The sequence below is a fragment of the Amphritea atlantica genome, assembly GCF_018860855.1.
In the GTDB taxonomy this organism is placed as follows: Bacteria; Pseudomonadota; Gammaproteobacteria; order Pseudomonadales; family Balneatricaceae; genus Amphritea; species Amphritea atlantica_A.
In genome coordinates this window covers 18,698-44,385 of record NZ_JAHKQE010000042.1, presented here as the reverse complement: position 1 = coordinate 44,385, position 25,688 = coordinate 18,698, and the positions used below count along the sequence as shown (strand labels likewise).

Below are 25,688 nucleotides of genomic sequence, written 5' to 3'. Positions count from 1 at the left end.
ACCATTGAAGGTTCAACATAAAATGTCTGATAACACCCAGCAGCAAGATGAAAACCGCCTGATTGCAGAGCGTCGTGAAAAACTAAACACGCTGCGTGAAGCGGGTAACGCTTTTCCTAATACTTTCCGTCGTGATAGTTATGCACAGGATTTGCAGGATCAGCATGGTGATAAATCGAAGGAAGAGATTGCAGAAGAAGGCATTACGGTTAGCATTGCTGGTCGAGTGATGCTGAACCGTGGTGCTTTCGGTGTTATTCAGGATATGACGGGCCGAATTCAGTTTTATGTTAATAAAGAAGCGCGTCCTTTTGCTAAATCTCTGGATTTAGGCGACATCATTGGTGTGACCGGTGTGCTGCATAAATCCGGTAAAGGTGATCTGTATGTTGATCTGGGTGAGTATGAACTGCTGACTAAAAACCTGAATCCATTGCCTGATAAGCATAAAGGTTTGCAGGATACCGAGACACGCTACCGTCAGCGTTATGTTGACCTGATCATGAACGATGACTCTAGAAAGGTTTTTGAAGCGCGTTCTAAAATTGTGGCCGGTATTCGTAACTACCTGACTGAAAAACGCTTTATTGAAGCTGAAACACCGATGTTACAAGTGATTCCCGGTGGTGCAACAGCTCGACCTTTTGTTACCCATCACAATGCGCTGGACCGAGATATGTATCTGCGGATCGCGCCTGAACTGTATCTCAAGCGCTTGGTTGTTGGTGGTTTTGAGCGAGTGTTCGAAATTAACCGTAACTTCCGTAACGAAGGTTTGTCGACCCGTCATAACCCTGAGTTCACCATGATTGAGTTCTATCAGGCTTATGCTGATTATCGCGATCTGATGGATCTGACGGAAGATATGTTGCGCACCGTGGCACAGAAAGTGTTGGGTACGACAACGATTATAAACACCGTGCGTAACGATGATGGTGAAGTGCTGGAAACGTTCGAATACGATCTAGAGAAGCCATTCACCCGTCTGAGCGTATTTGATTCTATCCTGCACTATAACGATGATATTACCGCTGAAGCGTTAGCTGATGATCATGCCGCGCGCCAAATCGCTGAACGTCTGGATATTGATGTGAAAGAGATCTGGGGGCTGGGCAAGGTTCAGATCGAGATTTTCGAGAAAACCGTTGAGCATCGTCTACAGCAACCAACCTTTATCACTGAGTATCCAACCGAAGTTTCACCGCTGGCTCGTCGTAGTGATTCCAACCCGTTTGTCACCGACCGTTTTGAATTCTTTGTTGGTGGCCGTGAGCTAGCTAATGGTTTCTCCGAGTTGAATGACTCTGAAGATCAGGCTGAGCGTTTCCGCGCTCAGGTGGCTGAAAAAGACGCCGGTGATGATGAAGCGATGCATTACGATGCAGACTATATCAACGCACTGGAATACGGTTTGCCACCAACCGCCGGTGAAGGTATTGGTATCGACCGTTTGGTGATGCTGTTCACCGATTCCGCCTCCATTCGGGATGTTATCCTCTTCCCGGCTATGCGTCCTCGAAGCTAAGCATTCTGCATATCAAGGCTGCCCAAGGGCAGCCTTTTTTATGCACAGGACGTGCAGTATGCCGCGGGCGCAGGGATGCGCAGGAGCGGCGATGTACAGGCGCTTGTCTTAGCGTATGCCGCGGGCGCAGGGATACGCAGGAGCGGCGATGTACAGGCGCTTGTGGGCGCAGAGATGCGCAGGAACGGCGATGTACAGGCGCTTGTATTGGCGTATGCCGCAGGCGCAGGGATGCGCAGGAGCGGCGATGGACAGGCGCTTGTATAGGCGTATGCCGCGGGCGCATGAATCTGATAACAGCATTAACCGCATAATGAGGAGCCGGCGTATGAGTTGGTTAATACCGCAACATAAACGACATCTGCCCGGTAAACGTTGGCTCAGCATTGTGCTGCGCTCTCTGCATTTAGTGGGTATCGCCGGATTGGCGGGCGCCTATCTGTTTGATCAGCCGGAAGCTGCTTGGTGGCCCTTTATGATCCTCGGGATTGGCAGTGGTATATTGATGGCGGCTAAAGAGTTGTATGTTGATTCGATCTGGTTGTATCAGTTACGAGGGCAACTGGTGGTATTAAAAGTGCTGTTGCTGCTGAGTGGTTTATATTGGTTTAATCAAGCGGACGCTTGGATCTATATTGTTGTGATCCTGATTTCGGGTCTGATCTCTCATGCTCCCGGTAAGGTTCGTTATTACTCGGTGATCTATGGCAAAACACTCACGCGTGATATATGGCAGGGTGATACGCATGCGAAAGTTCGTGATAGCGGCGATAATTAGGGATAATTGAATGAGTGATAATCTGGTGATGACGTTAAACAATGCACCCAGTTGGCAGCCGTGGCTAGAAGTTGAGTTTACTAAGCCCTATATGGTGCAGTTAACACAGTTTTTACAGCAGGAAATAGCCGCCCAGAAGCGAATCTATCCCCCTGTTCATCAATGGTTTCATGCACTGGAAACCACACCGTTGGATCAGGTGAAAGTCGTTATCATAGGGCAAGACCCTTATCATCAACCTAATCAGGCGCATGGCCTCTGCTTTTCAGTGCGGCCCGGTATCAAAATACCCCCTTCGCTAGTCAATATTTATAAAGAGTTGCACAGTGATTTAGGCATTGTCCCCGCCAGTCATGGTTATTTGGAAAGCTGGGCAGAACAAGGGGTGTTGATGCTCAATGCAGTGTTAACCGTAGAAGATTCCCAGGCGGCATCCCATCAGGGAAGGGGGTGGGAGCTGTTTACCGATCGAGTAATCGCCACGGTCAATGAACAGTGTGAGCATGTTGTATTTCTGTTGTGGGGGAGTTATGCACAGAAAAAAGGTGCCATGATCGATACGCAGCGTCACCTTGTGTTGAAGTCGGTTCACCCGTCACCGTTGGCGGCCTATCGCGGCTTTTTTGGCTGTCGACATTTTAGTCAGACGAATGACTACCTCTTAGCGCAGGGGCGAGGCTTGATCGATTGGCAGTTACCAGCAACCATTAGTGGTTAGGCATCATGGTCTCAATGACGATAATGAGCAAGGCTGTCTAAATCGAATATTGCGGCGCAAGCTGCTGTTTATGTTATGAGTTTTTGAGTGGCGACTTAAGGGGCGTTTTATGACCGATACTGTGCGTTTGAAAGTCTTTCACCTGAATAGTGAGGCGCAGGCCCATCTATCTAAACTGCTTGAGTTACGTCTGGATGAGATTTGGGCCGGTGGGCTACATACCTGTCTGGGACAGGAGATGAATCGAGCTTGCTGGTTACGTTTTCGTTTGGATGATGAGCATTGGATTGAGATCAGTGTGGCGCGACATCCCTTTAGTGACGGTTTTACCGTCGGTTGCTTAGCGGCTGCCGAGGTTGAGGCTGTGATGCCTAGGCCAGATCAGTGTAGTTGGATTAGCCTGCCCGCCGCGGCGAAGCTTGTATCGATCGATATTTATGAGCAACGTGAGTTGATTGATGTTATTGCGCCTGATTTGAATGTGCCGTCTGAATCACTTAACTACGATGCGTTGCTGGTACTGCATCTCGATAACGACTCCGCCATTATGTTGGGGATGGAGCAGGATTTTGTTGATGGCGAACTGGTGATATTGCAGACCGGCCAACCTGATACGCAGATAGGTCCAGGGTTGCGTCTGCGACGAACGTTAGTCGCCCACTAATGTGATCTGTTTTAACTACGGCAAAAAATCACTCCTTTTTGAGGTGTGCTCAGAAAAGCGTCCGGATGCTCCCTGTCAGCAAGCTCAGTTGTTTGTTCATAAAGCCAAGTCGTTAGGTGCGCGGGCAGAGGTGTTGATGGTTGATCTGTCTCATAGCGCTATTAATGTTGAATTGGGTAAGTCCACTATACCGCGTCGGTTGAAACTTTCATGGCGTCACTGGATGAATCGGTCGCGGCACTGCTGCGGCGGTAATAAGCAGAAATGACAGGCCGAAAAAAACCGCTACAATGAGCGGTTTTTTGCAGCCTTGGTGGGTATTAAGCACGGCCGGTGAATTTGCGCTCTTCGACATTTACCTTAATACGATCGCCGGTAGAGATATGCTCTGGTACTTGAATAATCAGTCCAGTCGACAGGGTTGCCGGTTTTGTACGGGCCGTTGCCGAGCCACCTTTAATGGATGGGTCGGTTTCGGTGATTTCCAGTTCAACGATGCCAGGTAGGTCGAGAGCAACCGGTGCATCATTCACTATCATCACGTGCAGACCTTGCAGGTCATCGGTGATAAACATCAGTTCATCTTCGATGTTCTCTTTGTTCATGCTGTATGAGGAATAATCTTCGCTGTCCATGAAGACATACTCATCGCCATCAGAATAAGAGAATGTCACTGCACGGCGGGTTAGATCGGCCAGTGTCAGCATATCTGAATCTTTAAAGGTTTCATCGATCTTTGCGTTGGTAGCAACATTGTACATGCGCATACGATAGAGACTGCCGCCAGCACGTCCTTGAGGGACTGAGCGCTCGATATCGCGAACAATGTAAGCTTCACCATTAATGTCGATTGCTGCATTTCTTTTTATTTCACTAGCTTTTGGCATGATAACGGGTTCCAGAATAAAAATGGGTGAATAATATCATCAGGTCCATCATTGGACAAAATGGGGCGGCGAAAATAATACGTCCACCGCGCCTGATGTTTAGTGTGTTTTTCGTTCAAACAGTTCAGGGTCGAGCGTGTAGGGAAGATCAAGGCGCTGTAGCGGTTGATCGTTACCATCAAGCATTAATGGGGTCTTGCTGTCGTCGAAACTGGTTTTCAAAATGACGGCTAATAATTCGCCTCCTTGCGCTGAGCTCATCGCGGCACTGACAACGGTGCCGACCCCTGCGCGGTCAGCGGTATTGATGCTGCTGCCGGGAGTAGGTGGGTTATCTGCGCTAAAGGCTAAGCGGAACATTGGCCGGTTAAGCTTGCCCCGGTGTTGCAACCGTGTCACGACTTCTTGGCCGGTATAGCAGCCTTTAGTGAAACTAACGCCATCGAACACCTGCAGGTTGGTCATCTGTGGAATAAAGGTTTCAATGGTGTCAGTGTGCAGCGCAGGAATGCCAGCGCGGATCTCAGCTAGCAACCAAGTGTTTGTATCGGATAGTGAGGCTTGTTCTACTAATGATGTTAATAGCGGCGTGGCCTGTTCAACCGGCAGCCAGAGTTCAAAACGTTCTCCAGGAACGCGGATCAGTAGACCATTAAGATGGGCACTGAATTCACCATCCTTAAGCGGAATGCTGAAACCTTGAGCGGCGAGTAATTCCGCCGCTTGCTGACCGCTGAAGCCTAGCCCGACAATCTCATCTGAGCGGTCTTGGCTTTCGGCTTTAGAAAAAATCATATATTTTTTCAGGTTAGCCATAGCGGTGCCGAGAATCGCACGTTCGGTACGCAACCAGAAACCATTTTCCACTGGCATCAGGCGACTGAGACTCACCATACTGCCTTTGATATTGCAGTGTGAACCTAACAGGCTTTTGCCTGCGCTAACGGTGCTAACATCGCAAGACAGTTGCCCTTGAAGAAATTTTTCAGCATCCGGCCCGAGTACCTCAAACAAGCCTAAGTGGGTCAGTGGCGTAATCACCACAGATGCACTGCTATCGGTCTCTGAAACTAGGCAATGGCCCAGCTCATTAACCTGAATACCTAATGTATTTAGCGTATTTAACCAGCTCATAATTAAACCTGAAACAGTGTTGTATGTGAGTTCCCGTGAATATGGGGAATATCTAAGTGACTAGCGAAAACGGTTACTAGTCATCCATTTGTTGGCCTAAACGGACGGGATCATCCGCTTTCAATGATTCTGACCAGGTTATCGCTTCTTTGCCAAACAGCATGATTACAGTGGAGCCGAGTTTAAAGCGGCCCATCTCTTCGCCCTGTTGCAGTATAACCGGCTCGATAGGCTTTTGGTGGTCCATGCGCCAGCTGTTTTTCGGCGGTGGAGCTACCTGGCCGCCCCAAACGGTTTCGATACCGGCGACAATCATCGCGCCGACGAGAATCATCGCCATGGGGCCCTGTTCGGTATCAAAAATGGTGATTAGACGCTCATTGCGGGCAAAAAGATTATCGACACCTTTCACGGTAGTCTGATTCACAGAGTACAGATCGCCTGGAACATAGATGCTTTCTCGCAGTGTGCCGGTGATCGGCATATGGACCCGGTGGTAATCGCTGGGTGATAGATAGATAGTGGCAAAGCTGCCGTGGATAAATTGCTCGGCGAGATCTGCGTGACCACCTAGCAGTGTGCTGAGGCCGTACCCTCGACCTTTCGCTTGTAGAATGCGGCCGTGTTGCAGTGTGCCGATCTGACTAATCTCACCATCAGCGGGTGATACCACGGTTGCCTCATCCAGTGGGCGTGCATCGGGTTTTAGTGCGCGGGTGAAAAATGCGTTGAAATTGTCGTATTGATCTAGATCTTCAATCAGGGCTTCGGACATATTTACCCCATAGCGTTTGGCAAAGATCTTAATAAAAGGGCGTTTGATCCAGTTGCAGCGGCTCTCAGCCAGATAGCCGACTGCACGGGACAGCAGGTGTTGAGGCAGCAGATGTTGCAGCAGAATAAAGAGGGAATCTTTCACTGTAAGGGTTCCGAAAAAACATTGTATAAAAAGTACCGGTATTATCCGGTGAATTTAGGCACGTTGAGCATACCGAGGTTTAGGACTCGATGGGCGTGTCATCCCGATTGCCCCACTCAAACCAAGAACCATCGTAGCAGCGTACCTTATCGAACCCAAGATGTTTTGTGAACAGATAACTCAGGCCTGAGCGCCGATGGGTCTGACAGTGGGTGATTACGGTTTTATCCGGAGTTACACCTAGAGCCGCCAGTTCGGCGAGAATGTCGGCATCGGGACGTAGCTGTGGACAGTCAGTGGATTCTAGTGCCTTGGTCCATTCGTAATTCACCGCGCCGGGGATGTGACCCCCATGCTTAGCGTTAATGACTTTTTCGCCGCTATATTCAGCGGCTGAACGAACATCCAATACAATATGATCACTATCATTGAGATGATCGGTAATATAGTCAATGTCCGCTAGATAGTCGGGATTGAGTGTTCCGCTGTAGTGGCTGGTGACCGCTGTATTCGGCGTAGTCTGTAGTGATAATCCTGCTTTTTTCCAAGCGGCTAGATGACCATTGAGGACTGAGCACTGTTGATGCCCGATACTGTTGAGGGTCCAGATCATGCGTCCGGCCCAAGCCCCCATTTGATCATCATAGACGACGACTGGGCGCTCAGGGGTTAGGCCGATCTCGCTCATTAATCGGTTTAGCTGAGTGAGATCGGGAATTTTATTGGGAACGTCACCCTGGCCACGTAATAGCCGAGTCGGATCGACTTGGATCGCACCGGGGACATGGCCTTTGAGGTAGTTTTCGGTTGATGATAGATCAATGATCAGTAATTGTGGATTGGATAATTCGTTAAACAGTTGTTGAGGCGAGATAACCAGTGGCAGGCTCATTATTTGGCTCCGGCGCGTGATGCGTAAAGTTGATCAAGGCAGCGTCCGGCTGCTAGACACAACGTTTTAAATTGTTGATGGTGAGTACTCTGTACCCCATTGGGTAAGCCTTCTCTGTCGGCATAGATAATCACCATTGATCGATTAGAGGCGATCAGTGACATAAATAGATAATTTTGCTCGCTTACTGAACGACTAAAGGTGGTCGGCAGCATGGTATTGACCTGTTGACGATTCTTTTGCGTGATCAGCAGACAAGCGGGTTTTTTATTCAGCTGGTGGAACAAACTATTAGGGGGCAGTTGATGGGTGGAGTGGGGTAGTGGGTGCCCCTCTTCAAAGCCTATCGCCTTGACGACTTTCAATGTTTGGCTATGCGGCGGCAGAATATTCAGTGCGACACGCTGCATGCCTACACCGCGAACCAGTCCCTTGAGCAGATCTGTCAGAATTTGCGGGCCCTGAGTGTAAGAATCTCCCAGAACGTTGAACTTCTCCAAATAGGCTTGATAGGCATCCTGCTGAAGTTTGTCTGTCTTTGCTACCGAGGGATTGACGGTGTCATTCGTGTCGTGGTGTGTGCGTGATGTCCGGTCGGTGTTATTAGCTTCTGATATCGCCGTGGGTTTATCCGGTGATTGTTGGGCTAAGACGACCCCATGCTGGGGTTGTGCAAATAGTTTTTTATCTGTCTGGGTGAGCCGGTAAGCAGGCGCAAGGTCCGACGGTAGCATCAGCATCTCGGTGGCAGGGGAAAGCGTACCGGGTACATGATAAAGGCGTGCGGCGGCAGCGCAGTTTTTGTGTAGAAGTGCGCAGGTGTGATTGAGCTCGCCACGCAGGTAATCATTAATGATATCTATCAGGTGCAGGGTTGCTTCACTCTTCCAGCTGTAATTGGCGGTGAAGGCTAGCCAGTTGCTTAGCTTGACGGGGAAAAACTTTTGTTGGGTCAGGTGATTTAATTGACGCAGTTGATTGCCCTGTAAACGTGGATCGCCTAATGCCCGCTGATGTAGCTGCATGATCATATGTTTATTTAGAGGTGAGCTCGTTTCTAGGGTGATTCGGGCCAAGGAGGAGATCGGCCAGTGGCTCAGTAGTCGTTTGGATATGGCATCGATGGTGCTACCGAGGATGCGGGCTTCGGCAAGTTCTGGGTGAATCTGTTTCTCGCGGATCAAAATTTGGATCTGAGACATTTGCAGTGGGGCGAAACACCACAACAGCCAGTGGCCAATATTATAAAACAGGGCGGCTTGATAACTTTCTTCGGCAAACATCCCGCCACGGCACTGGATCAGCCATTGTCGCGCCTGAATCGCCGCATGGTGACTATTCGCCACCGAACGGAAATACATTTTCTGGGCGGTACTCGTTGGTTTTAAGCGGACGGTTGGCAGGCTGTTGATCAGTTGTTCGAGTTTTCGTATACCCAATGAGCCGATGGCGTGATCAATACTCGTGATCTCAGATTTTTTTGCGCCATGTAGTTTGCCCGCCGTGAGTGCCACATAGAAACACAGTAGAGGATCGGTTTTGATAAAGCGACTCAGATGGATGACCGAACAGTTTTTGTCTGTCAGCATACGCTGAAATCGTAGCACCATACTGGCCCTGACCGGAGGTTGCTTATCGCTCAGGAATAGGTACCACTGTTCAGCATTTTGTGGCTTGCGTTGTTCGGTCATCCGCCGGCACTATCCTCGTCAATTCTGATTTAGGCTAGTTAGAATATGTTTGTAGCTGTTTACCCGCTGTGCACTGATTTTACCCTCTTCTATCGCATTTTTGATAGCGCAACCGGGTTCTTGTTCATGGTTGCAGTCACGAAACTTACAGTAGCCGATAAAGGGCGCAAATTCGCGGAAGCCATCGAGGAGGTTGTGTTCATTGATGTGCCACAGAGCGAACTCTCGGATTCCGGGGGAGTCGATTAGATCGCCGCCATCGGGAAAGTGAAACAGCCGCGCGGTAGTGGTGGTGTGTGTGCCTTTGCGAGTCGCTTCGGATAATGCGCCTACCTTGAGATCAATGCCCGGTAACAGGGCGTTAATCAGAGATGATTTACCTACCCCTGATTGACCGACAAAGACGCTAATACGGTCGTTAAGTTGGGCTTGTAGTGGGGCAAGACCTTCTTTATCGACCGATGATACCGTCATGACCTGATAGCCGATCGAACGGTAAAGCTCGATCATGGTGTTTATACGTTCACGGTTGTCGTCATTAATCAGGTCTGTTTTGTTGAGCAGGATAATTGGCTCAATACCACTTAATTCGGAGGCAACAAGATAGCGGTCAATCAGGTTGTAATGGGCCAGAGGCTCAACGGCGATGGTAATAATGATCTGGTCGATATTGGCAGCGACGGGTTTTAATTCACCATGGTTATTCGGCCGTTGCAAAATGGTCGTCCGGGGCTGAGTGGCCACCACCACGCCATACTCCACCCCAGCCCGCCAAATAACGCGATCACCGGTTACCAAGGCATCGAGGTTGGTGCGCATATGACAGCGAAAGATCTGTCCAGCCGATTCGCCTTCTTGCGCCTCTACATCAACCTGACGGCCAAAGTGAGAGATGATCTGGCCATGTTGCTCGGGGCCCAGATCGCCGCCTTCTAACTGCTGGTCGATATCTGAATCTTTGCGAGCGGCTCGTTGGGCGCGCTCGTCTTGGATTTTTTGTACACGCCATGTTTGGCGGCGGTTAAGTTTTCGTTTCGACATTTATCAGCTAATTCTAGAGTAGGGGTGAATTTTTACAGCCTGCTAAGGTATTCTATTCAGTCTTAAATTTATAGTACTGACGCTAAGGAATACCACTATGTCACGGCAGAATAACCTGATCTGGATCGATCTTGAGATGACCGGTTTGGATCCGGAGCATGACAGGATCATTGAGATTGCTACCATCGTAACAGATTCGCAGCTGAATATTTTGGCAGAAGGGCCAAATTTGGTCATCCATCAGTCGAATGCTTTGCTCGATGGAATGGATGAATGGTGTACTAATCAGCATGGTAAATCTGGATTGACGCAAAAAGTTCGAGATTCTCAGATTAGTGAACGACAGGCAGAATTGGATACCATAGCGTTTATTAATCAGTATGTTGATCAGGGCGCATCACCTATCTGTGGTAATTCAATCGGTCAGGATCGCCGCTTTTTGGTGAAATATATGCCGGAGTTGGAAAGCTGGTTCCATTATCGCAACCTAGACGTCAGTACGATCAAAGAGCTTGCTCGTCGTTGGGCGCCTGAGGTGCTTGATGGTGTTGTGAAGAAAGGTTCGCATCTGGCCCTTGATGATATTATTGATTCAATTAATGAGCTGGCGCATTACCGTAAAACCTTTTTTAAAGGCTGATTAGTAGGCTAAGCGAGCATTAATAACCGCTCTAATGTTATTCGATAGTTCCTTAACCCAGTCGTTAACGGGTCGTAAGGCTTGTAGCTTTTGGTTAAAAAGCTTATATATAACAGGGTTATTTATTTAAAGTTGGAAGGATTGAGCGCTTGAGTACCCATGATTGATGAAGTCGATAATGTAAGCTCGCATAGCGATATATCGCTGACGATGTCGATTGAAGAGTTGGATAAAATTCTGAGCTTACAGCAGACGATTTTTACTCAAGTCGCCCATAATGAGCCTTTTCTCGATATCCTCACCGCGTTATGTCAGATGGCTGAGCAGTTGCTGCCGGGGTCGGTAGCGACCGTTATGTTGCTCGATAAAGAGACGGGCCTGCTGAATGTGCTTGCGGCTCCGAGCGTGCCGCAAGCAGGGATTGATGCATTGTGTCATTTATCGCCCGGGCCGGGTGCTGGTTCGTGCGGTAACGCCGTGATGCGAAATGAGCCGGTGTTTGTTCGGGATACTTTCTGCGATCCCCGTTGGGCGGATCTGCGTCATTTAGCCCGTGATTTTAACCTGTGTGCCTGCTGGTCAATGCCTGTTCATGATGGTGATGGCGCCGTCATTGGTTCATTTGCTCTCTCTTCGTTTGAACATCGTTCGCCTTCACCCTTTCATGCTCGGTTGCTGGATGTAGGGGCATTAGTGGTGAGTATTGTGCTGGCTAAGCAAACTCAGGAACAGGCGCTTGACGAGCAGCGTCAACAGCTTATAACCGCCCTTGAATACGATAGTCTGACATCACTGCCGAACCAGTCTAAGTTAAAATTGAAATTGAAAAACTGCATTGCTCAGCAATCCTTGCTGCTGATCAATCTAGATAATTTTCGGTTTATTAATACTGCTTACGGCCCTGCGTTTGGCGACCTATTTCTGTGTGAAGTAGCTAATCTGCTGGCCGAGCAGTTTCCCGAAGCGGAACTTTACCGCATCAATGCGGATGAGTTTGCCCTGTATTATCGAAAACTCATCGATCTTGAACCGCAGGTAGAGCGCTTTCGTCGGTACCTGTTTGCCCACTCGTTGATGATCGATAATCAGTGTTTCAGTATTACCTTTACGATTGGTGGTGCGACAGGGCGAGCTGCCTTGCTTGAACAGGCTATTCAGGCGATGAGTCAGGCAAAGGCGTTAGGGAAGAACCGCTTTCACCTCTATAACGCTGAGCGAGACGAGCCTGATCAAACGTTGCGGCGAGAGTATATTGGTTGGAATTCGATGCTGCATCGGGCGCTTAATGATGGCCGAGTCGTCCCCTATTTTCACGGCGTTCGGGATAATGCAACCGGTGAGATTATTAGCTATGAGGCATTGGTACGGTTAGAAGATGACGATGGTACCGTCTACACACCCTATCATTTTCTTCATGCGGTGAAGCTATCAGGGCTATTTCCGACGATTAGCCGTCTGATGATCGATAAAGGGCTAGCCAAGATCGCAGGCACTGGCTTGATGCTGTCTGTCAATATTACCGAAGATGACCCACTAATGGAGTATTTGGAAGCCTATCTGAGCGAGAAGATTGCCCAGTATGGTGTTAAACCCGAACAGTTAGTGCTGGAGATTCTCGAAGGAGTTAGCTCGGCGGGTAAGAGTAGTCATGTTGCTCAGTTGTGTCGTCTCAAAGCGCTGGGTTATGTATTGGCTATCGATGACTTTGGCACTGAATATTCTAACTTTGAGCGTATTCTTGAGCTACATGTGGATGTAGTGAAGATCGATGCGAAATATATTAAGAATATTGATACCGATAGTAAAAGTTATGAAATTACTCGGGCAATCGTCTTCTTTGCCCGTAACGCAGGTATCAAAACCGTCGCAGAATTTGTTCATAACGAAGCCGTGCAGCGTGTAGTTGAATCCTTAGGGATCGACTATTCCCAAGGGTATCTGTTTAGCGAACCTGCCCCAACGCTCTCTGCCCATGAATAACGGTTCAAAGCAGTACTATTGGTTATTGTATTAGCGCAACGGCGGTACAAGAAATCATCATCAGGAACCGCTTTGTTACAGTATTTGGCATCAATTTTATATCCCCTTAACGCTTTTGATGAAGAGTATTTATCCTTATGTCAGCGTTTTTGTGCTATTTTTTGTGCAGTGCACAAAAAATAGCAATACGAACGTAGAGGTGAATTATGAAGTCAGTGTCTCTTAATCTTGCATTGCAAGGTGGTGGTGCTCACGGCGCATTTACTTGGGGAGTATTAGACCGTTTACTGGATGAAACTTGGATCAACTTTGAGGGCGTGAGTGGCACCAGTGCCGGTGCGATGAATGCTGTTATGTTGGCTGAAGGTTGGCGCCAAGGTGGGCGAGAGGGAGCGAAGCAGCAGTTGGCATCTTTCTGGCTGGCGGTGGCTGCCAGTGATTTTTCAATTCGTTTACCTGAACATGTGGAAGGCGCGGTGACACGCTTTTGGCTGCATGCGATGCGCTATCTGTCGCCTTATGACGTGAATCTACTGGATATTAATCCTTTGGAAGATCTATTGGCAAAACAGGTGTGTTTTGAAAAATTACGTCAGGATTGTCCATTCAAGTTGTTTATTGCCGCTACAGAAGTGGCAACCGGTAAGTTGAAACTGTTTCATGAGCGGGAGTTAGATTTGCCCCGTCTGCTGGCTTCGGCTTGCTTGCCGAACATTCATAAAGCGATCGAGATCGATGGTGCCTATTACTGGGACGGTGGCTTTTCAGGTAATCCAGCGGTATTTCCTTTGATTTATGAATGCGTTAGCGATGATGTACTGATTATTTTATTACAATCGCTGCAGCGAGAAACTTTGCCTGTATCGGCCGAATCGATTGCTGAACGAGTCACCGAGTTAGGCTTTCAAAGTACTTTTATGCGGGAGATGCGGGCGGTGAGTAATATTCGCCAGTATAGCTCAGGCTCACGTTGGCGGCAGGGTTGGGCGGAGCGTAAAGTCAATGGCATGCGTTGTCACTTATTAGAGAGTGATGCGTCACTGGAAGGACTGCCTCGGATGAGTATGTATGATAATAGTAAGCAGTTTTTGACCAGTTTGAAGGAATCAGGTCGCGAGGCCTGTGATCAATGGTTGTATGCTAATCAGGCGAATCTGGGCAAACGAGAAAGTAGTGATCTTAATACGCTATTTAGTTAATTGAATCCTTAATCTGGTAGTTTGGCCGCACGGGGGTGATGCAAGATAGGTGTGCTATCGTCCGTTGTTTCAGATCGAAGAGACTCCAAGGCCCATTGTGCATGCTCACGCACCAAGGGGTCATCACCATCAATCATTTTTTGTAAGGTACTGAGGACGGCATCTCCGCCGCGGCTATTACCTAGAGCGACGGCGATATTGCGTTGCCAACCACTATAGCCGGTGCGTCGAATGGCTGAACCTTCGGTACGTTTTAGAAAGGTCGCCTCATCCCAGCTTTGTAATTCCAGTAATGAGATATGATCGAGCTGATGTCGCGGAGTGAAATCAGCTTCTTCGCTGTGTTTAGCAAAGCGATTCCAAGGACAGATTAGCTGGCAATCATCGCAACCAAAGATTCGATTGCCGATCAGAGGGCGGAATTCAGTGGGAATGGCGCCTTTTAGTTCGATCGTTAGATAGGAGATGCAGCGACGGGCGTCCAGTTTATAGGGGGCGATAATCGCTTGGGTTGGGCAGACATCGATACAGGCCTGACACTGACCGCAGTGTTCTTCGGTGTAGGGGGCATCGATCGGCAGTGGTAGATCGACAAATAATTCACCGAGTAAAAACCAAGAACCGGCTTCTCGGTTTAAAATCAGCGTGTGTTTGCCCTGCCAGCCTAGGCCACTCTTCCGGGCTAGAGGGCGCTCCAGCACCGGCGCGCTATCCACAAAGGCACGATAACCGAATTCGCCGATCAACTTTTCAATCGCTTTGCCCAACAAGGTTAGTTTTTTACGCATCACCTTATGATAATCACGCCCCATGGTGTAGCGGGATATGTAGGCTTGATCGGGATTTTTGAGGATCTTAAGCGTCTCGATATCGGGAGGCAGACAGTTCATACGGACGCAGATAATTCGCTGGGTTCCCTCTGTCAGTAAAGCGGGGTTAAGCCGTTTATCAACGTTATTCTCCAGATAACTCATCTCACCCTGATAGCCTTTATCGAGCCACTCCTTCAAAGGAGCCTCTTCAGCGCTAAGATCCGTATCAGTAATGCCACATTGCTGAAAACCCAAGGCTGCAGCCTCTGTTTTGATCTGTATCACCAGGTTTTGCAGTGTTTCGGGGTCGTATTGAGTCATTGGCACTATATAATAAAGTTAGGAATGGAAAAGTTAGAAGTACTTTCAGAGAATATCTTATGTCACATTCAGGTCTGCCAACAGCATTATACACAGCGGAACAGAGCCGTGCTCTTGATCGTATGGCGATCGCTTCGGGGGTACCCGGTTTTAAACTGATGCAGCGGGCCGGTCATGCGGCGTTTGATCGATTGCGACAACGCTGGCCGGAGGTGCGTAAATTAACGCTGTTGTGCGGTGGCGGCAATAACGGCGGTGATGGTTTGATCGTGGCAGGATTAGCGCATCGTCAAGGGATGTTAGTGCAGCTTCTCTGCGTTGGTAGCGATGATTTTGCTGACCGCCTCTGCGGTGAAGCGCAGGAGGCTTGGGCGTGGTTACAGCGTGAAGCAGTGCCTAGTCAGATCTACCGAGGGCAGACTTTTACCGGTGAGTTGATTGTCGATGGGCTGTTAGGTACGGGTATTAGCGGTGCGGTGCGTGATCCTTTTATGACAGCGATTAAGCAGATCAATCATGCCAGTTTGCCGGTGGTTGCTTTGGATATTCCTTCAGGGTTATGTAGCGATACCGGTGCGGTTCAGGGGATTGCAGTACGGGCTGATATGACCGTGACCTTTATTGGTGTTAAACGCGGCTTATTGACCCATCAAGGGCCTGAGTATACAGGTGAACTGTTATTTGATGATCTGCGGGTGAGTGATGATGTGTATGAGTCGGTCGATGTGTCCGGTTTTATTACGGGGGCGGATGATGTCGCTCACCTACTGCCCGCTCGCGCTAAAACCGCTCATAAAGGTAGTTGTGGTCATGTATTAGTGATTGGTGGAGACAGTGGTATGGGGGGCGCTGCGATTATGGCGGCGCAGGCGGCGGGTCGTTGTGGCGCAGGGTTGGTGACCGTAGCCACCCGTAAGGAGCATCTGGCAGCGTTGTTGAGCCGTTACCCCGAAGCTATGGCTGTGGGGGTGCGTTCGGGGGCAGAGCTTGAGCCTTTGATCGCGCGCGCCACCGTGCTGGTATTAGGGCCGGGGTTGGGGCAGCAGGCTTGGGGTGAACAGCTGTTGATGGTCGCGCTGAAAAGTGGCAAACCACTGGTGCTGGATGCCGATGCCTTAAATTTATTGCAGCAACGTGGCGAGTTTGGCCAGCGTGATGGTGAACATTGGGTGATTACACCTCATCCGGGTGAAGCGGCTCGGTTGCTCGATTGCACAGTCGGTGAACTGCAAGCGGACCGCTTTGCCGCCGTTGTTGCGTTACAATCGGCGTTTGGCGGCGTGGCATTGCTCAAGGGGCCCGGTAGCCTGAGTTTTGATGGTGATGCCCTGCACCTCAATCCCACGGGTAATCCGGGAATGGCCAGTGGTGGTATGGGCGATGTGCTCAGTGGTGTGATTGGTGGTTTAATCGCTCAAGGGTTGTCTACTGCGGATGCTGCCCGGTTAGGTGCTTGGTTGCATGGTGCGGCGGCCGATCGAAGTGCGGCACAATATGGTGCTCGAGGTATGCAAGCGACGGATCTATTGGCACAATTGCGTTTGTTGGTTAATGGCTTGTGAGGAATAACAGGTGCCGCAAGAATCAGATTACAGTGTGTTCGTTGCCGATGAAACAGCGATGGTGATGTTTGGTCGGCAGGTCGCTCAGGCGAGCAGCGGTGGGGAGGTTATTTTCCTCAACGGCGATCTGGGTATGGGTAAAACAACTCTGAGCCGGGGTGTGTTGCAGGGCTTTGGTCATCAAGGTTCAGTTAAGAGTCCTACCTATACACTGGTTGAACCTTATGAATTAGAAGCATTGACGGTATTTCATTTCGATCTATATCGCTTAGGTGACCCAGAAGAGCTTGAATATCTCGGGATTCGCGACTATTTCACCGATCAGAGCCTCTGTCTGATAGAGTGGCCAGAAAAGGGCGAGGGAGCATTGCCGCTGGCTGATCTACTGATCGATATTAGTGTTGAAAATAGAGGTCGGCGGATTTATTGGCAGGCGCAGACTGAAAAAGGTCAGTTGTTGGCCGATAAGCTTAAGTGTTCGCTTGTTAATTGATAAATCATGAGTGTCTAGGGTATGCAGGATATATGAGGGGAAGAGTAAACCGAATGATGCAACGCTTCTGGCTATTAGTGCTATTACTGACCGGCGGGTTTGGGACTGTCAGCGCCTATGCGGCTGAAGTTCATAACGTGCGGGTGTGGATCGCGCCGGATCATGCACGGCTGGTATTTGACCTTTCGTCAGCAGTGCAGCATAAATTGTTTACCCTAAAAAAACCTGATCGTATTGTGTTGGATATGTCAGGGGCGACATTAGAATCGAATTTAGCATCCGTTGATCTAAGTAATAGCCCTATCTCTTTGATGCGTTCAGGTTCCCGCAATGGGGGTAAAGACCTGCGTATCGTGTTGGAACTCAATGAACATGTAAAACCTAAAAGCTTTGCTTTAAAGCCGAATGATCAATACGGAGATCGCTTGGTTGTTGATCTATACCGAGATGTGGCCGAAGCTCCGGCAAAAACGGCCGTGGCTTCTGTCAACGACCCTTCCGCTCGGCGGGATATTATTATTGCTATCGATGCGGGTCATGGCGGTGAAGATCCGGGCGCGATCGGGCCTGGACGGGTGAAGGAAAAAACAGTGGTGTTGGGAATCGCCAGAGAACTCAAAGCATTACTGGACAAAGAACGAGGCTTTCAGCCTAAGCTGACTCGGGACGGCGATTACTATATTAGCCTACGCAGCCGTACTGAGCGGGCTCGAAAAATGAATGCGGATATGTTTGTATCGATTCATGCGGATGGCTTTCGCGATCATCGAGCTAAAGGTGCATCGGTGTGGGTATTGTCGCCTCGGGGTGCGAGTAGTGAAATGGGCCGCTGGCTAGCGCAAAAAGAGAATAGTGCTGATCTGATTGGTGGTGTTGGTAGTGTCAGCTTGGAAGATAAAGACGAAGTGCTGGCCAAGGTATTGTTGGATATGTCGATGACGGCTAGTCTTAGTGATAGTCGGGATATTGCTCATAGCATTCATCGTAATATGAGTAAGTTCGCCAAAATGCATAAAAAACAGGTCGAACAGGCGGGCTTCGTGGTGTTGAAATCACCGGATATCCCCTCCATTTTGGTTGAGACCGGCTTCATTACCAACCATGATGAAGCGGCTAAGCTAAAATCTAAAGCCTATCAGCGTAAGATGGCTCAGGCTGTTTTTGCGGGCATCAAAGCGCACTTTACCGCGAAGCCTCCGGCCCTCACTTGGTTAGCCTGGAAAAAAGAGGGTGCAAATGGTGCGTTGGCATCCTCGAGTTATAAGGTGGTGAGAGGGGATACTCTCTCTGTTATTGCCAGTAGGAACGGTGTATCGTTGGCTGCTTTACGCAAGGCGAATGGGTTGCGCAGTGCCGATCATATTATGATTGGTCAGGTACTGAAAATACCCGCCAGTTAATCAATTACGTGTAACCTGTGATATGTCCCGAATACACCTACTGACTCCTCGACTGGCGAACCAAATTGCCGCCGGCGAAGTGGTTGAACGTCCCGCTTCTGTTGTTAAAGAGATTCTTGAGAATAGTCTTGATGCGGGGGCCAACCGAATCGAACTGGATATCGAGCAGGGCGGCGTCAAACTGATTCGATTACGTGACGATGGTCAGGGGATCGAAAAAGATGATTTGGCACTGGCGCTTAGTCGTCATGCCACCAGTAAAATCCTTAATTTAGATGATCTCGAAGCGGTGGAAAGCCTCGGTTTTCGTGGCGAAGCACTGGCGTCGATCAGTTCTGTTTCTCGTCTTACGCTGACCTCGCGCACGGCGGATCAAGAAGCTGGCTGGCAGGTGCAGACCGAAGGGCGAGATATGACCGCTGAAGTCTCGCCGGCGGCCCATCCGCAGGGTTCAACCGTTGAAGTGCGGGATCTGTTTTTTAATACCCCCGCTCGACGCAAGTTTCTCAAGACCGAAAAAACCGAGTTTAAACATCTGGAAGAGGTGGTTAAACGGCTGGCACTGAGTCGCTTTGATGTGGGCTTTACCCTTAAACATAACCAAAAAATTATTCATCAGTTGCGTCCGGCGGTGAGTGAGACTGAACAAGAGCGGCGTATTGCGACGCTGTTATCCCCTGCTTTCATTGAAAATGCTATGAAGGTGGATGTGAGTGCGCAAGCCTCAGGGCTTAGGTTGTGGGGCTGGGTGGCATTGCCAACCTTCTCTCGTAGTCAGGCGGATTTGCAGTATTTCTTTGTCAATGGTCGTATTATTCGCGACAAAGTGGTTGCCCATGCATTGCGTCAGGCCTATCAGGATGTGCTCTATCATGGTCGCCATCCCGCCTATGTGCTGTATATGGAGCTGGACCCTAAACTGGTGGATGTAAATGTACATCCGACTAAACACGAAGTGCGTTTTCGCGAAACTCGACTGGTCCATGACTTTATTTTTCGCACAACCCATCGGGTTATCGCTGATATTCGCCCAGAGCAGGGCAGTGAGCCGGCCATTTCTGGGGCGGCCGCCAGTGAGTTGCTGAGTAACGTGCCGGGACAGGCACTGACGTCACAGAATTTTGAGCAGAGCCGGATGCCGCTGCACCAATTGCAAGGTAATACTAATAGCATGGCTGGCTCAGGATTTGCTCCGTCCAGTCGCTATGCTGCCGACCGTCCGAGTGCGGGGCAGGTGAGAGATCAGATTTCTGGATATGCTGCTCTACATCCGCAGGCTGACGCGGCGTTAGCATCAATGCCCGGTCAGATGGCGGAAGCGGATGACAGCGAATGTCCACCATTGGGATACGCCATCGCACAGCTGCACGGTATTTTTGTTTTGGCGCAGAATGATGCGGGCTTGGTTGTTGTGGATATGCATGCCGCCCATGAACGGGTGGTGTACGAACGTATGAAGTTAGCCTATGAAGCCGAGGGCGTGCGGAGTCAGCCTTTGCTGGTGCCTGTGAGTATGGCCGTGAGTTCGATGGAAGCTGATTGTGCTGAAGAGCATGCCGAGGTGTTTTCTAAACTGGGTATCGAGATTGCACGAATGGGTGAGGAGACTCTCGTCATTCGGCAGGTGCCGGTAGCGTTAGCCAGTGCCGACATCAGCAAACTAATCCTCGATGTACTCGGTGATATGGTGATGTTTGGTACCAGTCAAAAAATCCAGCAGCATACCAATGAGTTATTGGCGACGATGGCGTGTCATGGTTCGGTCAGGGCCAATCGACAACTGACCATCCCCGAGATGAATGCGCTGTTAAGAGATATGGAACACACCGAACGAAGTGGTCAGTGTAACCATGGTCGGCCCACTTGGACGCAGATGTCGATGACCGATCTCGATAGTCTGTTTATGCGAGGGCAATAAGTTGAGTCAACCCGTTGATACAAATGGTGCCCCGCTACCACCGGCTATTTTTCTGATGGGGCCAACGGCCTCCGGTAAAACCGATCTGGCGATGGCCTTATGCGACCGATTGCCCTGCGATATTATCAGTGTGGATTCGGCGATGATCTATCGCGAGATGAATATTGGCACGGCCACGCCGGATGCTGAGTTTTTATCCCGTTATCCACACCGGTTAGTCGATATTCTTGATCCGGCAGAGAGTTATTCAGCGGCCGATTTTAGAGCCGATGCGTTACGCGAAATGGCAGAGATTCGTACCGCCGGTCGAATTCCACTGCTGGTGGGCGGAACCATGCTCTACTATCAGGCGTTGTTGAAGGGGTTGGCGGTCTTGCCTCAGGCGGATCAATCAATTCGTGATCGTTTAGTTGCTGAAGCGGAGGTGCATGGTTGGGGCTATCTACATCAGCGTTTGCAGCAGATCGATCCGGTGGCAGCCCAGCGCATCCACCCTAACGATCCACAGCGTATGCAGCGGGCGTTGGAAGTGTTCGAACTGACCGGACGCACGATGACCGAGTTATGGCAAGAACAGACGTTGCAGCAGTTGCCTTATGACGTTACCCAGATCTGTGTGATGCCTGAAGCGCGTAAAACGCTGCATGAACGGATTGAAAAACGTTTTCACATGATGCTCGAACAAGGCTTCGAAGCAGAAGTCAGAGCGCTGTGGGATCGTGGTGACCTGAATGCGCAGTTGCCATCGGTGCGATGCGTTGGTTATCGACAGATGTGGGAACACTTTGAGGGGCAGTGGGATTACCCCACGATGATCGAAAAAGGTGTCATCGCTACGCGACAATTAGCCAAACGACAGATAACTTGGCTACGTAGTTGGGAGAATCTGCACTATTTTGAATCAGCAGACCCTAATTTAACGAATAATGCCTTGAAATTGTTGGATGGGATCATTATATAATGCAGTACAGAAAATAAATTTTGGGCTGTCCGGCTTTTTAGTGACAGCATATTGTATCGCGGGGCACGAATTATGCTTCAATCGCGGTGCACCACTTACTCATAGGAAGGAGCTTCCAATGTCAAAAGGGCAATCGTTACAAGACCCTTATCTAAACGTACTACGTAAAGAACGGGTACCTGTTTCAATTTTTCTTGTAAACGGCATCAAACTTCAAGGACAGATTGAGTCCTTCGATCAGTTTGTGATTCTGCTGAAGAATACTGTCAGCCAGATGGTTTACAAGCACGCTATTTCTACTGTGGTTCCAGCCCGTCCGGTAAAACTACCGCAGGGTGATGAATCAACTGACTGAGGTTTTCATTGTTCTTTGAGCGCCCTAAGTCTGGCGAGTGCGCCATTCTTGTTCATATCGATATGGCTGATGAAGTGGACCGTGAAAGTCCTAAAGAGCTTGAAGAGCTCGCTTTATCTGCCGGTGCAGATCCGGTTGCTTTTTTAACCGGATCTCGCAGTCTCCCCAACCCTAAAACATTTATCGGCTCTGGTAAGGTAGAAGAGCTGAGGGATCTTGTGCATCTGCACGACGCTGAGTTGGTGATTTTTAATCACAGCCTTAGCCCCGGTCAGGAACGTGAGATCGAGCGCGCGATTGAGTGTCGAGTGCTCGACCGTACTGGGTTGATTCTAGATATTTTTGCCCAGCGTGCCCGTACCTATGAAGGTAAACTTCAAGTGGAATTGGCACAGCTGGAGCATATGTCAACGCGTCTGGTGCGCGGCTGGACCCACCTAGAACGACAAAAAGGTGGTATCGGTCTGCGTGGTCCGGGTGAAACCCAGCTAGAAACCGATCGGCGTCTACTACGAGCTAGAATCAAAAGTATTCTCAAGCGATTGGGAAAAGTGCGTAAGCAGCGAGAGCAGGGGCGTCGAGCCCGGAGTCGCTCAGAAGTGCCGACGATCTCTTTGGTGGGTTATACCAATGCGGGTAAGTCGACGCTGTTTAATCGTATCACTGACGCTGAAGTCTATGCGGCAGATCAGCTATTCGCTACTCTAGATCCTACCTTGCGCAGGATTGATTTAGCAGATGTCGGACCTGCGATTCTAGCGGATACCGTGGGTTTTATTCGGCACCTGCCGCATAAGCTTGTTGAAGCGTTCCGTGCTACTCTGCAAGAAACAACTGAAGCGGAATTGTTGTTGCACGTGATTGATGCTTATGATGAAGATCGGCAGTCGCATATGCATGAAGTGCATACCGTACTGAAAGAGATCGGCGCTGATGAGGTGTTGACGCTTGAGGTTTATAACAAAATCGATATGCTCGAGAGGGCTGAGGCCCGTATCGATCGTAACGATGAAGGTAAACCGATCCGAGTTTGGTTGTCCGCTGTCTCAGGTGAAGGTATAGATCTGTTATTTAAGGCGATCACAGAGTTGCTCGTCGACGATATTTTTCATGAGCAACTCAGTTTGCGGCCGGAGGAAGGTGGTCTACGTGCCCAGCTTTATGCTCAGGGGGCTGTGCTTAATGAGGTGGTTGATGAGCAGGGGATGATTGATCTGGAAGTTCGGATTCAGAAAAAAGATCTACTGCAATTATTGAGTCGTATGCACATTGCACCGGAACGATACCTCGGTGCTAATGTCAACAAACCCGAGTGGTTGCATAGTTAACGTATGCTGCTTACAATTTTTTTAATGGTTTCAAAGTTCAATAACGGAGTACAGTATGGCTTGGAATGAGCCTGGTGGTAACGGCAATAATCAGGACCCCTGGAATAGCGGCGGTGATCGTCGTGGCGGTGGTAAAAAAGATCAGGGCCCACCTGATCTCGATGAAGCGCTGCAAAAACTACAGGAAAAACTGAGCGGCATCTTTGGCAAAGGTGGCGGCAATAAAGGTACTGGGGGCTCCGGTCCTTCATCTTCCTCTTCAGCGGGATTTTTTGCCGTTGTGGTTGTGGTGGTGCTGGTAGGCTGGGCTGCGATGGGTTTCTATACTGTCGATCAGCAGGAGCGAGGTGTGGTGCTTCGCTTGGGTAAATATCAGGAAACTGTGATGCCAGGTCTGCAGTGGAATCCACCGCTGATTGATGAGGTGATCACCGCCAATGTTACCCGTGTTAGTGCCTATGAGCATCGTTCACTGATGCTGACAGAAGATGAAAATATCGTTGATGTCAGTATGACAGTTCAATATGTTATTTCGGATCCTGTTAATTATGCATTGAAGGTTCGGGATCCTAATGGAAGTTTGCAGAATGCTGCTGAATCAGCGTTACGTCATACGGTGGGTTCATCTGAGATGAACTCTATTCTGACCGCTGGCCGTGAAGTGCTTGGTAGTGACGTGAAGTTGCGTCTGCAGAATTTCATGGACGCTTATCAGACGGGTTTACGGATTACGCAGATCAACATTAAAGAGGCTAAAGCCCCTTCTCAGGTGCAGGATGCGTTTGATGACGTTATCAAAGCGCGTGAGGATGAGCAGCGCTCGATTAACCAATCTGAATCTTACCGTAACGGTATCGTACCTGAAGCGCGTGGTATTGCTCAGCGTATGAAGGAAGAGGCCAACGGTTATCGTGAGCGAGTTGTTGCGCAAGCGAAAGGTGATGCGCAGCGTTTCTCTTCTTTGCTAACCGAGTATCAGAAAGCACCAGAAGTAACCCGCGAACGTCTCTATCTTGATGCGATGGAAGAGGTGTTGTCGAAAAACTCTAAAGTGCTGATTGATGTTGAGGGTGGCAATAATATGATGTATCTGCCGCTGGATAAGTTGGTCGAGAACCGTCCTCGGACATCAACTGGATCTTCAAGTGGTCGGTTGAATAGTTCTGAATTACAGGATGTGACTGATCAGGTAATCGATCAATTGCGTCAGCGTCAGCAAACGACTACACGGGAGGCACGCTAATGTCGGGTAAATCAATGACAGGATTGGTGATCGCACTCTTGCTGGTGGTGGTTGGCTTTAATACCCTGTATATCATTAAAGAAACGGATCGGGCGGTATTGCTGAAGTTTGGTGAAATTGTTAATCCGGATATCAAACCCGGTTTGCATATCATGATTCCAGTGATCAATAAGATACGTAAGTTTGATGGCCGAGTGCAGACATTGGATGCGCAGGCTCAGTCATACCTTACTGTTGAGAAGAAGCGTCTGATCGTTGACTCTTTTATCAAGTGGCGCATCGTTGATCCGCAGAAATACTACACCGCAACATCGGGTGATGAGTATAAAGCAGCAGAACTGCTGTTCCCGAACGTTGATGCGGGGCTGCGTAACCAATTCGGTGAGCGTACGTTGACTGAAGTTGTGTCTGGTGAGCGTGATGAGCTGATGGTCGAGTTGGTTAACTCTTTGAGTGTGCAAACCAAAGACGAACTGGGTATCGAGATGATCGATATTCGAGTTAAGAAGATCGACCTACCTCAGGAAGTATCAGCCTCTGTATATGAGCGGATGCGTACCGAGCGTGAGCGGGAAGCCCGTGAACTGCGTTCTCGTGGTAAAGAGCTTGCTGAAGGTATTCAGGCTGATGCTGATCGTCAAAAAGCGGTTATCGAAGCCAATGCCTATCGTGATGCTCAACAGGTTCGTGGTGAGGGTGATGCTCTGGCGGCTAAAGTGTATGCAGATGCATATAATAAAGATGCTGAGTTTTATTCCTTTTATCGCAGCTTGAATGCTTATAAAGCGGCCTTTAATCAGCAAGGTGATATCATGGTGTTAAAACCAGATAGCGAATTTTTCCGCTACTTGGGTAACCCTAGTGGTAAGCCTGCGAAATAGATCGTTTGTCGTATAAAAAATCCACGGAATAGGCTGCACTAATATGTCTATTCCGTGGTAGAATTTATTAACCGGGTTATGACCCGGTTTTTTTATGTGACGGCTGTGCCGTTGTGTTGAGGTAAAGCATGCATTCTGATCTTTGGCATCCGCTACTGATAGGCTTTTGTCTGATGCTGGTGATGGAAGGTATCGTCCCTTTTCTTTATCCACAACGTTGGCGCAACTTGGTACATCAATTAGCCTTGGTGAGTAACCGAGGGCTGCGCATAACTGGTTTTGTAAGTATGATGACCGGTGTCATCTTGCTTTATATATTCAACTGATCCACTGTATTTCGGAGAGT

At 49.2% G+C, this 25,688-nt stretch carries 25 protein-coding genes; 18 read left to right on the top strand and 7 right to left on the bottom strand.

The window, feature by feature from the left end; translation table 11 throughout:
- The first annotated feature begins 22 nt into the window (after window positions 1-22).
- From lysS to KO512_RS17630, 5 genes are all read left to right on the top strand, one after another.
- On the top strand, window positions 23-1,525 hold the full coding sequence (gene lysS, locus KO512_RS17650) for a lysine--tRNA ligase (protein ID WP_215953639.1): 1,503 nt from the start codon (window positions 23-25) through the stop codon (window positions 1,523-1,525).
- 328 nt (window positions 1,526-1,853) lie between these two features.
- Window positions 1,854-2,303, top strand: coding sequence for a hypothetical protein (locus tag KO512_RS17645; protein ID WP_215953638.1), 450 nt, complete (start codon window positions 1,854-1,856; stop codon window positions 2,301-2,303).
- A gap of 28 nt (window positions 2,304-2,331) precedes the next feature.
- The gene (gene ung, locus KO512_RS17640; protein ID WP_215953654.1) at window positions 2,332-3,021 is read left to right on the top strand and encodes a uracil-DNA glycosylase; all 690 of its coding nucleotides are present in this window, start codon (window positions 2,332-2,334) and stop codon (window positions 3,019-3,021) included.
- Between the two features lie 109 nt (window positions 3,022-3,130).
- On the top strand, window positions 3,131-3,685 hold the full coding sequence (locus tag KO512_RS17635; RefSeq protein WP_215953637.1) for a hypothetical protein: 555 nt from the start codon (window positions 3,131-3,133) through the stop codon (window positions 3,683-3,685).
- An 88-nt stretch (window positions 3,686-3,773) separates the two neighbouring features.
- On the top strand, window positions 3,774-3,953 hold the full coding sequence (locus tag KO512_RS17630; RefSeq protein ID WP_215953636.1) for a hypothetical protein: 180 nt from the start codon (window positions 3,774-3,776) through the stop codon (window positions 3,951-3,953).
- Between the two features lie 52 nt (window positions 3,954-4,005).
- On the opposite strand, the gene efpL is transcribed toward KO512_RS17630, so the two are convergent.
- The 6 genes from efpL to rsgA all read right to left on the bottom strand — a co-directional run bounded on the left by efpL (window position 4,006) and on the right by rsgA (window position 10,249).
- Window positions 4,006-4,572 carry an elongation factor P-like protein EfpL gene (gene efpL / locus KO512_RS17625; protein WP_126157663.1) on the bottom strand — a complete coding sequence of 189 codons (567 nt, stop codon included), beginning with the start codon at window positions 4,570-4,572 and terminating at the stop codon, window positions 4,006-4,008.
- 99 nt (window positions 4,573-4,671) lie between these two features.
- Entirely contained in the window at window positions 4,672-5,706 is a 1,035-nt protein-coding gene (gene ygfZ, locus KO512_RS17620; protein WP_252735101.1) for a CAF17-like 4Fe-4S cluster assembly/insertion protein YgfZ, read from the bottom strand.
- A 76-nt stretch (window positions 5,707-5,782) separates the two neighbouring features.
- Window positions 5,783-6,625, bottom strand: coding sequence for an archaetidylserine decarboxylase (gene asd, locus KO512_RS17615; RefSeq protein WP_215953635.1), 843 nt, complete (start codon window positions 6,623-6,625; stop codon window positions 5,783-5,785).
- Between the two features lie 79 nt (window positions 6,626-6,704).
- Complete coding sequence (locus KO512_RS17610; protein ID WP_215953634.1) at window positions 6,705-7,517, bottom strand: sulfurtransferase; 813 nt, start codon at window positions 7,515-7,517, stop codon at window positions 6,705-6,707.
- Window positions 7,517-9,208 carry an HDOD domain-containing protein gene (locus KO512_RS17605; RefSeq protein WP_215953633.1) on the bottom strand — a complete coding sequence of 564 codons (1,692 nt, stop codon included), beginning with the start codon at window positions 9,206-9,208 and terminating at the stop codon, window positions 7,517-7,519. The genes KO512_RS17610 and KO512_RS17605 overlap by 1 nt, the downstream gene beginning before the upstream one ends.
- A gap of 18 nt (window positions 9,209-9,226) precedes the next feature.
- Window positions 9,227-10,249: a small ribosomal subunit biogenesis GTPase RsgA gene (rsgA, locus tag KO512_RS17600; protein ID WP_215953632.1), complete on the bottom strand. Its 1,023-nt coding sequence runs from the start codon at window positions 10,247-10,249 to the stop codon at window positions 9,227-9,229.
- Window positions 10,250-10,346: 97 nt separating this feature from the next.
- Here rsgA and orn point away from each other — a divergent pair, with 97 nt between their 5' ends.
- From orn to KO512_RS17585, 3 genes are all read left to right on the top strand, one after another.
- Window positions 10,347-10,889 carry an oligoribonuclease gene (orn, locus tag KO512_RS17595; RefSeq protein WP_215953631.1) on the top strand — a complete coding sequence of 181 codons (543 nt, stop codon included), beginning with the start codon at window positions 10,347-10,349 and terminating at the stop codon, window positions 10,887-10,889.
- Window positions 10,890-11,048: 159 nt separating this feature from the next.
- A complete protein-coding gene (locus KO512_RS17590) occupies window positions 11,049-12,869 on the top strand; it encodes an EAL domain-containing protein (protein ID WP_215953630.1) in 1,821 nt (606 codons plus the stop codon).
- 206 nt (window positions 12,870-13,075) lie between these two features.
- On the top strand, window positions 13,076-14,068 hold the full coding sequence (locus KO512_RS17585; protein ID WP_215953629.1) for a patatin-like phospholipase family protein: 993 nt from the start codon (window positions 13,076-13,078) through the stop codon (window positions 14,066-14,068).
- Window positions 14,069-14,076: 8 nt separating this feature from the next.
- On the opposite strand, the gene queG is transcribed toward KO512_RS17585, so the two are convergent.
- Window positions 14,077-15,201 (bottom strand): tRNA epoxyqueuosine(34) reductase QueG, encoded by a 1,125-nt coding sequence (gene queG, locus KO512_RS17580; protein ID WP_215953628.1) that lies wholly within the window; start codon window positions 15,199-15,201, stop codon window positions 14,077-14,079.
- A gap of 59 nt (window positions 15,202-15,260) precedes the next feature.
- Here queG and KO512_RS17575 point away from each other — a divergent pair, with 59 nt between their 5' ends.
- The 10 genes from KO512_RS17575 to KO512_RS17530 all read left to right on the top strand — a co-directional run bounded on the left by KO512_RS17575 (window position 15,261) and on the right by KO512_RS17530 (window position 25,668).
- Complete coding sequence (locus KO512_RS17575) at window positions 15,261-16,763, top strand: NAD(P)H-hydrate dehydratase (RefSeq protein WP_215953627.1); 1,503 nt, start codon at window positions 15,261-15,263, stop codon at window positions 16,761-16,763.
- A gap of 10 nt (window positions 16,764-16,773) precedes the next feature.
- A complete protein-coding gene (tsaE, locus tag KO512_RS17570; protein WP_215953626.1) occupies window positions 16,774-17,256 on the top strand; it encodes a tRNA (adenosine(37)-N6)-threonylcarbamoyltransferase complex ATPase subunit type 1 TsaE in 483 nt (160 codons plus the stop codon).
- A gap of 53 nt (window positions 17,257-17,309) precedes the next feature.
- Window positions 17,310-18,656 (top strand): N-acetylmuramoyl-L-alanine amidase family protein, encoded by a 1,347-nt coding sequence (locus tag KO512_RS17565; protein ID WP_215953625.1) that lies wholly within the window; start codon window positions 17,310-17,312, stop codon window positions 18,654-18,656.
- A 22-nt stretch (window positions 18,657-18,678) separates the two neighbouring features.
- Entirely contained in the window at window positions 18,679-20,574 is a 1,896-nt protein-coding gene (gene mutL, locus KO512_RS17560; protein WP_215953624.1) for a DNA mismatch repair endonuclease MutL, read from the top strand.
- Window positions 20,575-20,629: 55 nt separating this feature from the next.
- Window positions 20,630-21,535 carry a tRNA (adenosine(37)-N6)-dimethylallyltransferase MiaA gene (gene miaA, locus KO512_RS17555; RefSeq protein WP_215953652.1) on the top strand — a complete coding sequence of 302 codons (906 nt, stop codon included), beginning with the start codon at window positions 20,630-20,632 and terminating at the stop codon, window positions 21,533-21,535.
- 118 nt (window positions 21,536-21,653) lie between these two features.
- The gene (hfq, locus tag KO512_RS17550) at window positions 21,654-21,890 is read left to right on the top strand and encodes an RNA chaperone Hfq (protein ID WP_091361235.1); all 237 of its coding nucleotides are present in this window, start codon (window positions 21,654-21,656) and stop codon (window positions 21,888-21,890) included.
- An 8-nt stretch (window positions 21,891-21,898) separates the two neighbouring features.
- Window positions 21,899-23,218 (top strand): ribosome rescue GTPase HflX, encoded by a 1,320-nt coding sequence (hflX, locus tag KO512_RS17545; protein WP_215953623.1) that lies wholly within the window; start codon window positions 21,899-21,901, stop codon window positions 23,216-23,218.
- Between the two features lie 55 nt (window positions 23,219-23,273).
- Entirely contained in the window at window positions 23,274-24,461 is a 1,188-nt protein-coding gene (gene hflK / locus KO512_RS17540; RefSeq protein WP_215953622.1) for an FtsH protease activity modulator HflK, read from the top strand.
- The gene (hflC, locus tag KO512_RS17535) at window positions 24,461-25,342 is read left to right on the top strand and encodes a protease modulator HflC (protein ID WP_215953621.1); all 882 of its coding nucleotides are present in this window, start codon (window positions 24,461-24,463) and stop codon (window positions 25,340-25,342) included. The genes hflK and hflC overlap by 1 nt, the downstream gene beginning before the upstream one ends.
- Window positions 25,343-25,470: 128 nt before the next feature.
- Window positions 25,471-25,668, top strand: a complete 198-nt coding sequence (locus KO512_RS17530; protein ID WP_215953620.1) for a DUF2065 domain-containing protein — start codon at window positions 25,471-25,473, stop codon at window positions 25,666-25,668.
- The last annotated feature ends 20 nt before the right edge of the window (window positions 25,669-25,688 follow it).